Source organism: Clostridium sardiniense (assembly GCF_019753795.1).
GTDB lineage: Bacteria > Bacillota > Clostridia > Clostridiales > Clostridiaceae > Clostridium > Clostridium sardiniense.
This window is the reverse complement of the sequence record NZ_JAIKTU010000004.1, coordinates 67465-82446: the sequence shown is the minus strand read 5'-3', so window position 1 is coordinate 82446 and position 14982 is coordinate 67465. Positions and strand designations below refer to the sequence as shown.

Genomic DNA, 14982 nt, shown 5'->3' with positions numbered 1-14982 from the left:
TAAAAAATGAAATTAAGTAAAATTAAAAAACTTTGTGCTGTTGCATTAGCAATTTCACTAAGTGCATCAGTTTTCGTTGGGTGTGGGGGATCAGATAAAGGTGGATCTTCAGCAGAGCAAAAACTTACGTATAATATTGGGGCCGTTGTAGAAACTATAGATCCAGCTCTTAATACAGCAGTTGATGGATCAACAGTTATTGGAAATGCTTTTGAAGGTCTAGTTAGACTTGATGAAAATGATAAAGCAATTCCTGGAGTAGCAAAAGAGTGGAAGATATCTGATGATGGGTTAACTTACACATTTACATTGAGAGATGATGCTAAATGGTCAGATGGACAGCCTGTAACTGCAAAAGATTTTGAGTATGCTTGGAAAAGAGTATTAAATAAAAAGACAGCAGCAGAGTATGTATATCAATTCTGGTATATAAAGAATGCAGAGGAATATTATAATGGAAAAGCTGAAGAGAAAGATTTAGGAATTAAAGTTGTTGATGATAAGACTTTAGAGGTTACATTAAATGCTCCAACTCCATATTTTATAGAACTTATGGCATTCCCAACTTATATGCCTGTTAGAAAGGATGTAGTTGAAGCAAATGGAGATAAGTGGAGTCTTAAACCAGAAACTTATATTTCAAATGGACCATTCAAATTAACAGATTATCAAATGAAGGATTCTTATACTTTTGAAAAGAATGAAAATTATTGGAAATGCTTTTGAAGGTCTAGTTAGACTTGATGAAAATGATAAAGCAATTCCTGGAGTAGCAAAAGAGTGGAAGATATCTGATGATGGGTTAACTTACACATTTACATTGAGAGATGATGCTAAATGGTCAGATGGACAGCCTGTAACTGCAAAAGATTTTGAGTATGCTTGGAAAAGAGTATTAAATAAAAAGACAGCAGCAGAGTATGTATATCAATTCTGGTATATAAAGAATGCAGAGGAATATTATAATGGAAAAGCTGAAGAGAAAGATTTAGGAATTAAAGTTGTTGATGATAAGACTTTAGAGGTTACATTAAATGCTCCAACTCCATATTTTATAGAACTTATGGCATTCCCAACTTATATGCCTGTTAGAAAGGATGTAGTTGAAGCAAATGGAGATAAGTGGAGTCTTAAACCAGAAACTTATATTTCAAATGGACCATTCAAATTAACAGATTATCAAATGAAGGATTCTTATACTTTTGAAAAGAATGAAAATTATTGGAATAAGGATGATATAAAGCTTGAACAATTAGTTTATAAGATGGCTACTGATGAAACAAGTTCTTATGCATCATTAGAATCAGGGAATTTTGATATGATTTCAAATGTTCCAGTTGAAAGAATTGAAGATGGAAAAGAAAAGGGACTTGTACAAGTATTCCCTAACTTAGGAACATATTTTGTATGTGCTAATGTAGGAAATAATTCAGATAAATTAGATAAAGAAGTTCAAAAAGCCCTTGGTAATAAGAAGGTAAGACAAGCGCTTTCATTAGCAATAGATAGAGAAACAATAGTTAAAGATGTAACTAAAGCAGAACAAGTACCATCTGCTAGCTTTGTTCCATCAGGTGTTAAAGATCCGGATGGAAAAGAATTTAAAAATAATAAATTCGACCCTTTAAAGCTTGAAGATAATATTGCAGAAGCTAAAAAATTATTAAAGGAAGCTGGATATGAAGATGGAAAAGGACTTCCACAATTAGAATTAATGTATAATTCAGAAGGTGGACATAAGGCTATAATGGAAGTTATTGAACAAAACTGGAAAGCTATTGGCGTTAATGTTAAACTTACAAATCAAGAATGGGCAGTATTCTTAAATACAAGACAAAATGGTGATTATCAAATAGCTAGACATGGTTGGTCAGCTGACTATACAGACCCTATGACATTCTTAGACATGTGGGTAAGCGGAAATGCAGATGATAAAAATAGCTGGGGTAACAATGATGCTCACTTCTCAAATAAGGAGTATGATGAGCTAATTAAGAAAGCTAAAATAGAATCAGATAATAAGAAGAGATTTGAATACATGAAGAAGGCGGAAGAAATTTTATTAGAAGAAATGCCAATTATGCCTATATATGATTATACTAAAGTATATGGTGTACAATCATATGTTAAAGGATTTAGAGCTTCAACTCTTGGTCAAGTTTACTTTGATAAAGCATATATAGAAGCACATTAATTAAAAATAAAAAGCTAAAGAAGATATCTTCTTTAGCTTTTTATTGCATAAATCATTATATATATATTATTAAAATATATATGGGAGATGGGGGAGAGTTATATGAGAATTATAAGATTAGATAAAAGATATACTAGAGAACTATACAATCTATTTTATGCTTTAGACCATGAAAGTGAGTTTATGCTATTTGAAGAAGGGGAAAGAAATATAACGGAAAAGCAGGTAGAAAATATTTTATCTTCGCCAGAAAGTGAAGGGGTTGCAATAGGTGCGGTAGTGGATGGAAAACTTATTGGATATTTAACTTGTTTTAGAGGGCAATATAAAAGAATAAGGCATACAGCTTATAATGTTATTGGTATAAGATCCGGATTTAGAGGAAAGGGTATAGGTACTAAATTATTTAGAGAATTATTTATATGGGCAAGAGAAAATGAGATAGTTAGACTTGAACTTACAGTTATATGTAATAATAAAGCAGGAGTTAAATTATATAAGAATATGGGATTTAAAATAGAGGGAATAAAAATGAAAGCTTTTTTTAAAGATGGAGTATATCTAGATGAATATTATATGGGAAAAATATTAAATTAAAAAAGATGGTAGAAAAATTCTACCATCTTTTAATATATTTATAATCCAATCACGTCATCCATATTATATAGTCCAGGTTTAGCAATCTTACCCATATATTCACATGCTTTTAATGCTCCTACTGCAAATACTTCTCTTGATATTGCTTTATGAGTTAATTCAATAACTTCACCAGTACCTGCAAATATTACATCATGATCACCAACGATTGATCCGCCACGAACTGCATGAATTCCTATTTCTTCTTTTTCACGTTTGTGTGAACCTTCTCTGCCATATACATATTTAGTTTCTTCTTTTAAAGAATCCCTTATAGTATCAGCTAAAAGAAGAGCAGTTCCACTTGGAGCGTCTACTTTTTGATTATGATGCTTTTCTATAATTTCTATATCATAATTTCCATATAGAAGAGGTGCTACCTTCTTTAATAATGAATTTATTAAATTAATTCCAAGTGACATGTTTGCAGATCTAAATAGAGGAAGAGTTTTGCTCTTTTCATCTATAAGCTTTAAATCTTCATCTGAAAAACCAGTTGAGCATATTACAAGAGGTTTTTTAGTCTTTTCTGTTAATTCTAATAAACCCTTTAAAGCATCAGCTCTAGAAAAATCAAGTAGTACATCATACTCTATATTTACATCCATAGGTTTTTCAAACACTTTATATGGTAAATCCTTTTTAGGGAATCTATCTATACCAGCAACTATTTCAAGATCATTAAAATCTTTTGATATATTTGTTATAACAGTTCCCATTTTACCTGAGCAACCATTTAATATTACTTTAATCATATAAGTATCTCCTTAAATTACATTAATTTATATTTTTTTAATGTATCTTCAAGACTGTTTTTTAGAGTTTCATCCATTTCATATAATGGAAGTCTTAAAGGACCTACATTTAATCCCATTAAGTTAAGAGCAGTCTTAACTGGTATAGGATTAGTTTCTAAGAATAATGAATTTGCAAGCTCTAAAGTATCTATTTGAATCTTTGAAGCTTCATGACATTTTCCGTCTAAATACATTCTTGTCATGTTATGAACTTCTTTTGGTATTACATTTGCAAGAACAGATATAACACCGATACCTCCAAGAGACATAATAGGTATGATTTGATCATCATTACCTGAATAGATATCTATAGAGTCTCCGCATAAAGCTTTCATTTTTGCTACTTGGCTTAAATCTCCACTAGCTTCTTTAATGGCAACAACATTTTTAAGTGCTGAAAGTTCTTTTAAAGTAGATGGTGTAATATTCATACCAGTTCTACTTGGAACGTTATATAGAATTATTGGTATATTTATAGCATCGTTTATAGCTTCAAAGTGCTTTAATAAGCCCTTATGATTTGTTTTGTTATAGTATGGAGTAATTACAAGAACAGCTGAAGCACCAATACTTTCTGCGTATTTACTCATATCTATTGAAGCTTTAGTGTTATTTGAACCAGTACCAGCAATTACTGGTATTCTACCATTTATAACATCAACTGTGAATTTTATTACTTCTTTCTTTTCATCTAAAGACATTGTAGTGGCTTCGCCTGTTGTTCCACAAATAACTATAGAATCTGTTCCCTCTTTTACATGCCATTCTAGAAGTTCTTTTAATTTATTATAGTCAACTCCGTTTTCTGTGAAAGGTGTAACTATAGCAACACCTGAACCTTCAAAAATTGTCATATTAAAATTCCTCCAATTCTTATTTGCCCTTAATCATTAATTCAGCAATTTGGACAGCATTTAATGCAGCACCTTTTCTAATATTGTCAGCAACAACCCAAAGGTTTAATCCATTATCGATACTAAAATCTCTTCTTATTCTTCCAACAAAAACATCATCTTTATCTGATGCTTCAAGAGGAGTAGGATACTTAAGGTTGTCTACATCATCATAAACTACAACTCCTGGTGCAGCTTCTAAAACTTTAACTACATCTTCAAGCTCAAATGAATTTAAAAGTTCTACATTAATACTTTCACTATGTGAATTTAATACAGGAACTCTTACAGTAGTAGCAGTTACTTTTAAATCATCAAGATGAAGAATTTTTCTAGTTTCATTTATCATTTTCATTTCTTCTTTAGTGTATCCATTTTCTAGGAATACATCTATATGAGGTAATACATTACCTACTATTGGTTTAGGGAATTTTTTAGGTGCTATTCCCTTCATTCCATCTTCTAAATCCTGTATTGCCTGCATTCCTGCACCAGATACGGCCTGATAAGTAGAATATACAACTCTCTTTAAACCATATTTATCATGTATAGCTTTTAATACAGGCATAGCTTGGATTGTAGAACAGTTTGGGTTAGCTATAATTCCATTATTCCATTTTATATCCTCAGGATTTACTTCAGGAACAACTAAAGGAACCTTAGGATCCATTCTCCAAGCACTACTGTTATCTATAACTACAGCACCATTTTTGGCAAAAATAGGAGCGAATTCTAAACTTGTATCTCCACCTGCTGAAAATAACGCAAAATCTAAATCTTTAGATTTTATGTTTTCTTCGCATGTTTCTTCTACTACGTATTCTACTCCTTTAAAATTTATTTTTTTACCTGCTGATCTTTTAGAAGCAAAAAGATAAAGATTTTTTATAGGAAAATTTCTTTCTTCTAATATACTTAATATTTTTCTGCCTACATTACCAGTAGCCCCAACTATTGCAATGTTATACAAATTAATCCCTCCAATACTTTTTCTATAATTGTATTTATACAATAACTATAAGGATTTATTAAAGAAATATCAAGAGTTATGAAAAAAATAGCAAGAAAAAATAGAGTGTTAAAAAACTTTTCACATAATTATATTAGTTCCTTAATAGAATAATACATTTTTTATTTTTTTATGGATAAAATAAAAAATAAAGATGGGAGTGAATGATATGAGTAAAACACCTTTAAAAAAAATTATAAAATCTAAATTAAAATCAAACAAAGAGCTTACAGATGCAGAAAAATTAAGAGAAAAAATAAAATATGAAATTGCAGAAGAATTAGGTCTTAGAGATAAGGTTGATGAAGGTGGTTGGTCTGCACTTACTGCTGAAGAAACAGGGCGAATAGGTGGTATAATGACAAGTAGGAAAAAAAAGCTTCATATACCAACAAATGATGAGATATTAGGAAGAAAATAATTAATAATAATAAATTTGTAAGTAATTAGTTTGACTAAAACTAGAATTAATTATAATATAAATGGTAGTGTTTTTATAAAGCGAATGGGGGAGTTTTATGGCATATGGTGAATTTGCTAAAATATATGATGAATTAATAAACGAAGATATAAACTACGATGAAATAGCACAAAGAGTTAGAGATATATCAAATGAATATAATATAGAAAAGATAGATTATTTAGATTTAGCTTGTGGAACAGGTAATGTTTCTATTAGAGTAGCTAAAGATTTTAAAAACTCATTTGCAGTAGATCTTTCAGAGGACATGTTAAGAGAAGCCTTTGAAAAATTTAAAAAAGAAAGAATTAAGAGTAGAATAGTATGTCAGGATATGACGGAACTTACATTGAATCATAAATTTGATTTAATAACTTGCGTACTAGATTCTACTAATTATATATTAGAAGAAGAAGACCTTAGAAACTATTTTAATGGAGTAGTTAATCATTTAAAGGATGATGGGATATTTATATTTGATATAAATTCTTATTATAAATTATCTAATATATTAGGTAATAATATATACACTTATAATTCTGAGGATGTATTTTATTCATGGGAAAATACATTTGAAGATGAAATAACAAATATGTTTTTAACTTTCTTCATTAAAGATGGTGATCTTTATGAAAGATTTGAAGAGGAACATTTTGAAAGAGCATATAAAGAGGAAGATATAGAAAGAATACTAAAAGAATGTGGACTATGTATATTAGGAAAATATGAAGGGTATTCAGAAAATAAAGTACTAGATTCTTCAGAGAGAATATTATATGTAGTTAAAAAAGAGATGGAGGGATAACTTATGAAGGATAAAATTATTAGAGGTACTGCTAAAAATGGAATGGTTAGATTTATAGGAGGTATCACTACAAATTTAGTTAATGAAGGAACTTCATTACATGAATGTACGCCAGTTGCATCAGCAGCACTTGGAAGAATGTTAACTGCATGCTCACTTATGGGAGTTCAGTTAAAGTCAGATAAAGAAGCTATAACATTAAAGATTGATGGCGGTGGAGAACTTAGAGGAGTTACAGTAACTGGACATTCAGATGGATCAGTTAAAGGATTTATAGGAAATTCAAGCGTAGATTTACCACTAAAAGAAAATGGAAAGCTTGATGTAAGTGGAGCGGTTGGAATTAATGGATTACTTTATGTAATAAAAGATATGGGATTAAAAGATCCATATGTAGGACAGGTTCCTATATATACGGGAGAAATAGCAGAGGATTTAGCGTATTACTTTACTGTATCAGAACAAACTCCGTCAGCAGTATCACTTGGTGTTTTAGTTGATAAAGATCTTTCAATAAAAGCTGCAGGAGGATTTATAATTCAAATGATGCCAGATGCAGATGAATTATTAGCCGATATAATAACATATAGACTTCAAGAAATGAAGTCAATAACAACACTTATTGATGAAGGTATGACTATAGAACAAATCATTGAAGAAGTGTTTGAAGATATGGAACCTAGAATATTAGATAACATTGAACCACAATATAAATGTGATTGTTCAAAGGAAAGAATAGAGAAGGCATTAATAAGTATTGGTGAAGAAGAATTAAGGAATATCTATGATGATGGAAAAGACGAAGAGATAGTATGTCATTTCTGTAATAGGAAATATAAAGTAACTCATGACGAAATCGGTGAGTTATTAGAAAAGTGTAAATAAAAAAGATAAAAAGATGAGAGCTAATCAAAGCTCTCATCTTTTTTTGTTTGGAGGCGCCACCCAGATTTGAACTGGGGAATAAAGGTTTTGCAGACCTCTGCCTTACCACTTGGCTACAGCGCCTTATAGTTATAGTATATTCGGTTTTGAAAAAAAGATTACAAAATTTTTTAGTAATATACATTTTTTCTATAAAAATGGTTAAAATAGTTTTGGTGAAAGGAGTAGAGTTTAAATGCCTAAATTAAAAATAAAACATATTGAACATAGTTTGCTTTATGATAAAAAACCATCTGAATATTTTAATGAATTATTCAGAGAGGAAAAACTCAACGAAGAACCACTTAATGAACTTAAAAAATTATATGATATCCCGCAATCAGAAAAACATCATCCTGAAGGAAATGTATGGAATCATACTATGATGGTAGTGGATAATGCAGCTCATTATAGAGAGTATGCAAATGATAAAAAAGCATTTATGTGGGCTGCCCTTTTACACGATATAGGTAAGATAAAAACTACTAAGCTTAGAAAAGGAAGATGGACTTCTTACAATCATGATAATGTAGGTTATGATGAAAGCTATTTATTTCTTAAAGGTATAGGATTTACTGATGAAATTTTTATAAAAAAAGTTCAAAATTTAATAAAATATCATATGCATTTTTTATATATAACAAAAAAATTACCATTTGGAAATGAAGAGGAAATGGCAAAAACAGTAGATGTTAATGATATTACATTAGTGTTTTTATGTGATAGATTAGGTAGAGGTGGATTAGATAAAGAGGATAAACTAGATATAATTGCAAGCATGCATGAGTTCTTAGAAAAATATAGAGAGAATGGGACTAAAAATTTAAATTTTATTAAGTAGGTTATTTAAAAATAAAAAAAGCTATAAAAATAAAAAAAATATAGCTTTTATTATTCAAAATTGAAACATTTTAAATATGAGAACGTACTATATAGAGAAGCTTATAGAGTTAATATGCTACCCCTATCTATTAGCTTAGAATCTGATAAATAAACAGGTTTAATATTATGCTTTTTTAAGAATGATATAACTTGCGAACCATATTTATAATGTTTTAAATTACCGAAAAAAGCTATTTTACTATCTCCGATCATGCCACCTGTTCCACCTATAAAACCGTAATCTAGTCCTTCAAGGATAATATCACCAGGTGGAATTAATAGAACATCATAATTTTCTTCTATTAAAGTATTATATATTATTTTATCAGATGTTATGAAAGCTTTATCATAAATGTTTAAAACTGAACATTTTGTATATCCTTGAGTTACGTTTAGTAGCTTTTTCATGGTGCAATTTTCTAATATATTTTTATCTGTATATTTAAGGTTATGCATTAGAAAATTATCAGTTATTAAAGCGTTTAAAATTATATCATTAGGATATTTACTATTTAATGAATTTTTAGAAAGAATGAAATTAATTGAAAAAAATTTCAATTTATTTAAAAAAGATTCTTCAATATTTTTATGAACTATTATTGTTTTACTTTTTTTATCTAAGATATTTAATTGAATATCTACATGTCCATCAATAGCGTCATAAAGGAGTATGGACTTTGGTACCTTTATAGGTTGAACTCCTTGTCTTTTTAAGTTTAATATTTCAATGTCAGTTGTCCTATAGTCAACAAAAGAATACATAAATGCCCTCCTAAATATAAATATATACTTAAATTACTACTAATATGCTAAAAAATCAATAAAACTAGGAAGTTTTACAAAATGATTAGTAGTATAGGTGGGTTACATTTAATACATACTATTACTAAGAAGGGAGTGAAATCTATGCTTGTACTGAAGTTAGCGTATATGGGAGAATTAGACTTTATAAAAGAGTTGCAAGAATTGAAAACCCTACTAAAAAATAAAGAAATAGTAATAGGTTTAGTTGAAAAGATTGAAGGTAAGACTCATCTTGTAAAAGTTATGTGTGATGAAGAGTGTTATAGTGATGAAGTTTTTGAAAAAATTAAAATATATATAAGTGAAGTATTATATGGAATAGTAATTAAAAACTATAAAGAAAAAGAATTATTTGAGTTTTTAACAGATACTTACTTTTTCTTAAAACAAGATGAAATATTAGAAGTTGAAAAAAATATTATGGATACGTTATATAGACGAAGAGGCATTAAGGATGAAACTAGTGTGTATTGTGAAAATAAGATAAATAAAATAGTTTCAAAAATAAAGAAATGCTTAGAAGAAAAGAATGAGCTTAATATAAATGGGTTTATAACATTTAGAATGAGAGAACTAAGAGATGATATAGAAAGAGTTATAGATAAAGTAGTAGAGAAGTATATGGTAGAAAAGGAATATAGAGAATTTATAAAATTACTAAAGTATTTTGTAGATATACAAGATAGTAAAGTTGAAAGGGTCGATATTATAATCCATAAAGATGGTGGATATAATGTAGTAGATGAAAATAATAATGATCTTTTTGATGAGTTTATGAATGAGTTAACTGATTGTAAATTAGGCGTGGATGCAAGTATAGAAGATGTAATAATAAGTGGGCTTATAACTAATGCTCCGAAAAAAATTAAAATTTATAGAAAAAAATACTGTACAAATAAAGAATTCATTGATACAATAATAAATGTCTTTGGCGAACGAGTAGAATTTGTTAATGAATATGAAGTTAATAATTTGTTGTAGAATTCTAAAGAAAAGTGTTGACAAAGATAAATAAAAATAGTAAAATAACTCATGTAAAGAAGAAACAGCCGTTTCTCACCTGCAACGCTTCGTGGAAAGTTGTTAGTAAGGTTTAGTTTATTTAATGAATTTGATTATTGATTAAACAGGACGGCTTTATGCCGTCCTTTATTTATATGTATATTTAAATGTTAAAACCCGGAGGTGGAAGCTATTAGTAAAAATTATATAATTAACGAAAAGATTAGAGATAGAGAAATAAGAGTAATCTCTAAAGATGGAGAGCAACTTGGTATATTACCAACTAAAGAAGCCCTTAACATGGCAGAAGAGAGTGAATTAGATTTAGTGATGATATCACCAAATGCTAAGCCACCAGTTTGCAAAATTATGGACTTAGGTAAGTTCATATATGAGCAATCAAAAAAAGAAAAAGAAGCTAAGAAGAAACAAAAAGTTATTAATATCAAAGAAATCAGAGTAAGTCTTACTATTGAAGAAAATGATATTGCAATTAAAGCTAAAAAAGCAAGGAAGTTCCTATTAGATGGAGATAAAGTTAAAGTCACTGTAAGATTCAGAGGAAGAGAAATGCAATTAGGCGATATCGCCCAAAAGATTCTTGATAATTTCTTAGGAAAGCTTGATGATGTTTGTATCATGGAAAAGCCAGCTAAGAGAGAAGGAAGAAACATGACTATGATTTTAGGCCCAAAAAAGGCATAACTTTTGAGAGGAGGATTTTATCATGCCAAAAATGAAGACACATAGAGGTGCAGCAAAGAGATTTAGAAAGACAGGTACAGGAAAACTTAAGAGAGCTAAAGCTTTCAGAAGCCACATCTTAACTAAGAAAAGTTCAAAGACTAAGAGAAAACTTAGAAAAGGTGGATACGTATCAGTAGCACAAGAAAAAGTAATCAAGAAATTATTACCATACCTATAAGAGTTTGGACGCAGGAGGTTTTGTTAAATGGCAAGAGTTAAAAGAGCAGTTAACGCTCGTAAGAATCATAAAAAAGTATTAAAGCTTGCAAAAGGATACTACGGTGGAAAGAGCAAGTTATTTAAGACAGCTAATGAATCAGTTATCAGAGCATTAAGAAATGCTTATGTTGGTAGAAGATTAAAGAAAAGAGATTATAGAAGATTATGGATAGCTAGAATAAATGCAGCTACAAGAATGAATGGTCTTTCATACTCAAGATTCATGAATGGAATGAAGTTAGCTGAAATAGACATAAACAGAAAAATGTTATCAGAGATCGCTATAAATGATCCAAAGGCATTTGCTGAATTAGTTGAAGTAGCTAAAAAACATATAAACGCTTAATTTAAAAATGCGACTTAGGTCGCATTTTCTTTATATATACAGAAAAAATAAAGGGAAATGTTTCATGTTTATAGAATGTTAATATAGATATAATAATACTTTAACAAGTAGATAGTAAAATTTAGTTGCTAATATTTTATATTAGATTGTTTATAATAAATATTAGATATCATTAGATACAAACCGTTGAGGTGATTAAATGAAAAAATTTTCAATAAAAAAATTAAGATTAAGTGGAGTACAAATATTAGCACTAGGATTTATAATAGTTATCCTTATAGGAGGGATACTTTTAAGCTTACCAATTTCATCAGCAAATGGGGAGAGCACAAATTTTTTAGATGCGTTATTTACTTCAACTTCGGCTGTATGTGTAACAGGTCTTGTAACTTTGGATACGGGAACACATTGGAATGAATTTGGTCAGATAGTTATAATGCTTCTTATTGAAGTTGGGGGACTTGGATTTATGTCTTTTGCAACTTTTATAGCGGTATTGTTGGGCAAAAAGATAACCCTAAGAGATAGATTACTTATGCAAGAGGCTATGAATACATTTAATATTCAAGGATTAGTTAGAATGGTAAGGTATGTCTTAGGTTTTACCTTTTCAGTGCAATTTTTTGGAGCGCTTTTATTATCTACGCAATTTATTCCGCAATTTGGATTTCTAAAAGGAGTCTATTTTAGTATATTCCATTCAATATCAGCTTTCTGTAATGCAGGTTTTGATTTGTTTGGAGGATTTAGCTCAGTTACTGCATATTCAAGTAATGCTGTAGTATTACTTACTATAAGTAGTTTAATTATAATAGGTGGACTTGGTTTTACTGTATGGCTTGAATTATATAATTACAGAGGTCTTAGGAAGTTATCTGTACATTCAAAGATAGTAATATTAATTACAGTGGTACTATTAATTGGTGGAACTATATTAATGTATCTATTTGAAATGAATAACCCTCAAACTATAGGAAATATGGGATTCGGAGATAAGATACTTAATTCTTATTTTGCTTCAGCGTCACCAAGAACTGCTGGATTTAATAGCGTATCTACAGATGGGATGACGAATTCAGGAAAGTTCCTAACTATAATATTAATGTTTATTGGTGGATCACCAGGATCAACAGCAGGTGGACTTAAGACAGCAACATTTGGTATAGTTATTTTAACTGTTATATCAGTTATAAGAGGTAGAGAAGATACACAAGTTTTTGGTAGAAGATTTTCAAAAGAGTTAGTTTATAAATCATTTGCTCTTTTAATAATAGGTATGGCTCTTGTTATAGGGGTCTCTATGTTATTATCTATTACGGATCCAAATGAATCATTTATAAATATACTTTATGAAGCAACATCGGCCTTTGGTACAGTTGGACTTACAACTGGAGTTACTCAAAGATTAAGCACAGCAGGAAAAATAATAATAATGATAACAATGTATTGTGGTAGAGTTGGACCTATGACTGTAGCTTTAGCATTTTTAAGAAATAAGAAAAAACAGACACATAAATATCCAGAAGGAAAGATTTTAATTGGTTAGGGGATGAATTAAATGGTAAAGAAGCAATTTGTAATTATAGGTCTTGGAAGATTCGGATCATCAGTAGCTGAAACTCTTTATGGACTTGGAAATGATGTTCTTGTTATAGATAAGGATGAGGATTTAATTCAGGATATATCTGATAAAGTTACTCATGCAGTTCAAATGGATGCAACAGATGAGGGTGCACTTAGAACTTTAGGACTTAGAAACTTTGATGTTGCAGTTGTAACTATTGGATCTAATATACAGGCTAGTGTTATGGTTACACTTTTAGTTAAAGAACTTGGTGTTAAATATATAATTGCTAAGGGAAATAGTGATTTACATGCAAAAGTATTATATAAGATAGGTGCAGATAGAGTAATATTACCTGAAAAAGATATGGGAGTTAGAGTAGCCCATAATTTAGTTTCAGAAAGTATTTTAGACTTTATTGAATTATCACCAGATTACAGTATTATGGAAATAGAAGCACCGGAAGAATGGCAGAATAAGACTATAAGTGAATTAAAGCTTAGAAGTAAATATGGAATTAACGTTATGGCTATAAAGAGAGATGATGAGATAAACCTTTCTCCTCCAGCAGATTTCATAGTTGAAGGTAAAGATATATTTGTTGCGATAGGTTCTGCTGAAGACTTAAGCAAGTTAGAAGGTATGATAGTTAAATTTAACTAATGAGGTGCAGAATTTGATTTATATAGAAAGTAAAGATAACGCTATATATAAAGAAACAAAAAAATTAAAAGATAGAAGAAATAGAAACAAACAAAAAAAATATTTAATAGAAGGTTTTAGATTAGTAGAGGAAGCCCTTAAAGCTGGAGCTAATATAGAAACTATATTTTGTTTTGATGAATTAGAGAGTAAGATAACAGAGCTTATAGAAAAATATAATTATAGTGGTAAAATATTTAAGTTAAATAGAAGTTTGTTTTTAGAGATTTGTGGAACAGAAAATCCACAAGGAATTCTTGCAGTAGTCTTAATGGATAGCAATGATAAATTATTAAATGGTGAGTTTTATCTACTATGTGATAAAGTTCAAGACCCTGGTAATCTTGGAACTATAATAAGAACGGCACATGCAGCTGGGATTGATGGGATTATATTAACAAAAGGTACAGTTGATATATATAATGATAAAACAATAAGATCTACAATGGGATCTATGTTTTATATACCAATAATACAAGACGATGATTTTAGTATAATTAATGATTTAAAAGAAAGAGGATTTTCATTAGTAGCTACTTCATTAGAAGGGAAAAATGACTTTTTTGATGAAGATTTAACTGGTAAGATAGTTATAACAGTAGGGAATGAAGGTAACGGAGTATCCGATGAAATTTATAATATATCAGATAAAAAGGTAAAAATACCTATGCCAGGAGGAGCGGAATCATTAAATGTAGGAGTAGCCACTTCTATAATTCTTTATGAAAGAGTTAGACAAATAAGAAGACTATTGTAATTTTAGAAAATAATATGTATAATCTAAAGTATAATTTTAAATTAATAAAGCGTTGATCAAGAGAGTAGGTATAATTAGTTTTTTTAGGGAGAAATGGCCATAGACTGTAAGCTGTTTTAAAAACGTTATATTGAAGTTCACTTGGGAGTTCTAACTATGAATTTAAGTAGTAGTTAGCGGGTAAAATCGTTAAATTTACGAGTTGGGTCTATTTATTTTTGTATTAGACCAATTAGGGTGG

The 14982-nt window shown here is 29.4% G+C and carries 18 protein-coding genes, 1 tRNA gene and 1 other annotated feature (1 of these 20 only partly in view); of the genes, 14 read left to right on the top strand and 5 right to left on the bottom strand.

Features of this window, described 5'->3' with window-relative positions:
• The first annotated feature begins 6 nt into the window (after window positions 1-6).
• From K5V21_RS05490 to K5V21_RS05480, 3 genes are all read left to right on the top strand, one after another.
• Window positions 7-726: a peptide ABC transporter substrate-binding protein gene (locus K5V21_RS05490; RefSeq protein WP_221859797.1), complete on the top strand. Its 720-nt coding sequence runs from the start codon at window positions 7-9 to the stop codon at window positions 724-726.
• Window positions 701-2194, top strand: coding sequence for a peptide ABC transporter substrate-binding protein (locus K5V21_RS05485; protein WP_221860182.1), 1494 nt, complete (start codon window positions 701-703; stop codon window positions 2192-2194). The genes K5V21_RS05490 and K5V21_RS05485 overlap by 26 nt, the downstream gene beginning before the upstream one ends.
• Window positions 2195-2296: 102 nt before the next feature.
• Window positions 2297-2791, top strand: a complete 495-nt coding sequence (locus K5V21_RS05480; protein ID WP_221859795.1) for a GNAT family N-acetyltransferase — start codon at window positions 2297-2299, stop codon at window positions 2789-2791.
• A 38-nt stretch (window positions 2792-2829) separates the two neighbouring features.
• On the opposite strand, the gene dapB is transcribed toward K5V21_RS05480, so the two are convergent.
• The 3 genes from dapB to K5V21_RS05465 are packed head-to-tail and all read right to left on the bottom strand — an operon-like array spanning window position 2830 to window position 5490.
• On the bottom strand, window positions 2830-3585 hold the full coding sequence (gene dapB / locus K5V21_RS05475; protein ID WP_221859793.1) for a 4-hydroxy-tetrahydrodipicolinate reductase: 756 nt from the start codon (window positions 3583-3585) through the stop codon (window positions 2830-2832).
• Between the two features lie 17 nt (window positions 3586-3602).
• Window positions 3603-4481: a 4-hydroxy-tetrahydrodipicolinate synthase gene (gene dapA / locus K5V21_RS05470; protein WP_221859790.1), complete on the bottom strand. Its 879-nt coding sequence runs from the start codon at window positions 4479-4481 to the stop codon at window positions 3603-3605.
• A gap of 19 nt (window positions 4482-4500) precedes the next feature.
• Entirely contained in the window at window positions 4501-5490 is a 990-nt protein-coding gene (locus tag K5V21_RS05465) for an aspartate-semialdehyde dehydrogenase (RefSeq protein WP_221859788.1), read from the bottom strand.
• Window positions 5491-5698: 208 nt separating this feature from the next.
• Between K5V21_RS05465 and K5V21_RS05460 the strand changes: the two genes are divergently transcribed.
• From K5V21_RS05460 to hslO, 3 genes are all read left to right on the top strand, one after another.
• Window positions 5699-5950: a small, acid-soluble spore protein, alpha/beta type gene (locus tag K5V21_RS05460; RefSeq protein WP_204594254.1), complete on the top strand. Its 252-nt coding sequence runs from the start codon at window positions 5699-5701 to the stop codon at window positions 5948-5950.
• 97 nt (window positions 5951-6047) lie between these two features.
• Window positions 6048-6794, top strand: coding sequence for a class I SAM-dependent DNA methyltransferase (locus K5V21_RS05455; protein WP_221859785.1), 747 nt, complete (start codon window positions 6048-6050; stop codon window positions 6792-6794).
• Between the two features lie 3 nt (window positions 6795-6797).
• Window positions 6798-7679 carry an Hsp33 family molecular chaperone HslO gene (gene hslO, locus K5V21_RS05450; protein WP_221859783.1) on the top strand — a complete coding sequence of 294 codons (882 nt, stop codon included), beginning with the start codon at window positions 6798-6800 and terminating at the stop codon, window positions 7677-7679.
• Between the two features lie 48 nt (window positions 7680-7727).
• On the opposite strand, the gene K5V21_RS05445 is transcribed toward hslO, so the two are convergent.
• Window positions 7728-7802 (bottom strand) — tRNA-Cys (locus tag K5V21_RS05445).
• Window positions 7803-7914: 112 nt separating this feature from the next.
• Between K5V21_RS05445 and K5V21_RS05440 the strand changes: the two genes are divergently transcribed.
• Window positions 7915-8559 (top strand): HD domain-containing protein, encoded by a 645-nt coding sequence (locus tag K5V21_RS05440; protein ID WP_221859781.1) that lies wholly within the window; start codon window positions 7915-7917, stop codon window positions 8557-8559.
• Between the two features lie 101 nt (window positions 8560-8660).
• On the opposite strand, the gene K5V21_RS05435 is transcribed toward K5V21_RS05440, so the two are convergent.
• Window positions 8661-9362, bottom strand: a complete 702-nt coding sequence (locus K5V21_RS05435) for a DUF6873 family GME fold protein (RefSeq protein ID WP_204594250.1) — start codon at window positions 9360-9362, stop codon at window positions 8661-8663.
• 144 nt (window positions 9363-9506) lie between these two features.
• Here K5V21_RS05435 and ytxC point away from each other — a divergent pair, with 144 nt between their 5' ends.
• The 7 genes from ytxC (at window position 9507) to K5V21_RS05400 (ending at window position 14741) form a co-directional block, all read left to right on the top strand.
• Window positions 9507-10385, top strand: coding sequence for a putative sporulation protein YtxC (gene ytxC / locus K5V21_RS05430; protein WP_204594249.1), 879 nt, complete (start codon window positions 9507-9509; stop codon window positions 10383-10385).
• Between the two features lie 204 nt (window positions 10386-10589).
• Window positions 10590-11111: a translation initiation factor IF-3 gene (gene infC, locus K5V21_RS05425; protein WP_204594248.1), complete on the top strand. Its 522-nt coding sequence runs from the start codon at window positions 10590-10592 to the stop codon at window positions 11109-11111.
• 22 nt (window positions 11112-11133) lie between these two features.
• A complete protein-coding gene (gene rpmI / locus K5V21_RS05420; RefSeq protein WP_024614980.1) occupies window positions 11134-11331 on the top strand; it encodes a 50S ribosomal protein L35 in 198 nt (65 codons plus the stop codon).
• Between the two features lie 27 nt (window positions 11332-11358).
• The gene (rplT, locus tag K5V21_RS05415; protein WP_204594247.1) at window positions 11359-11718 is read left to right on the top strand and encodes a 50S ribosomal protein L20; all 360 of its coding nucleotides are present in this window, start codon (window positions 11359-11361) and stop codon (window positions 11716-11718) included.
• A gap of 199 nt (window positions 11719-11917) precedes the next feature.
• Window positions 11918-13264 carry a TrkH family potassium uptake protein gene (locus tag K5V21_RS05410; RefSeq protein WP_221859779.1) on the top strand — a complete coding sequence of 449 codons (1347 nt, stop codon included), beginning with the start codon at window positions 11918-11920 and terminating at the stop codon, window positions 13262-13264.
• A 12-nt stretch (window positions 13265-13276) separates the two neighbouring features.
• The gene (locus K5V21_RS05405; RefSeq protein WP_204594245.1) at window positions 13277-13945 is read left to right on the top strand and encodes a potassium channel family protein; all 669 of its coding nucleotides are present in this window, start codon (window positions 13277-13279) and stop codon (window positions 13943-13945) included.
• 13 nt (window positions 13946-13958) lie between these two features.
• Window positions 13959-14741 carry a TrmH family RNA methyltransferase gene (locus K5V21_RS05400; protein WP_221859777.1) on the top strand — a complete coding sequence of 261 codons (783 nt, stop codon included), beginning with the start codon at window positions 13959-13961 and terminating at the stop codon, window positions 14739-14741.
• A 43-nt stretch (window positions 14742-14784) separates the two neighbouring features.
• Window positions 14785-14982: a binding site (T-box leader), on the top strand (it continues 24 nt past the right edge of the window).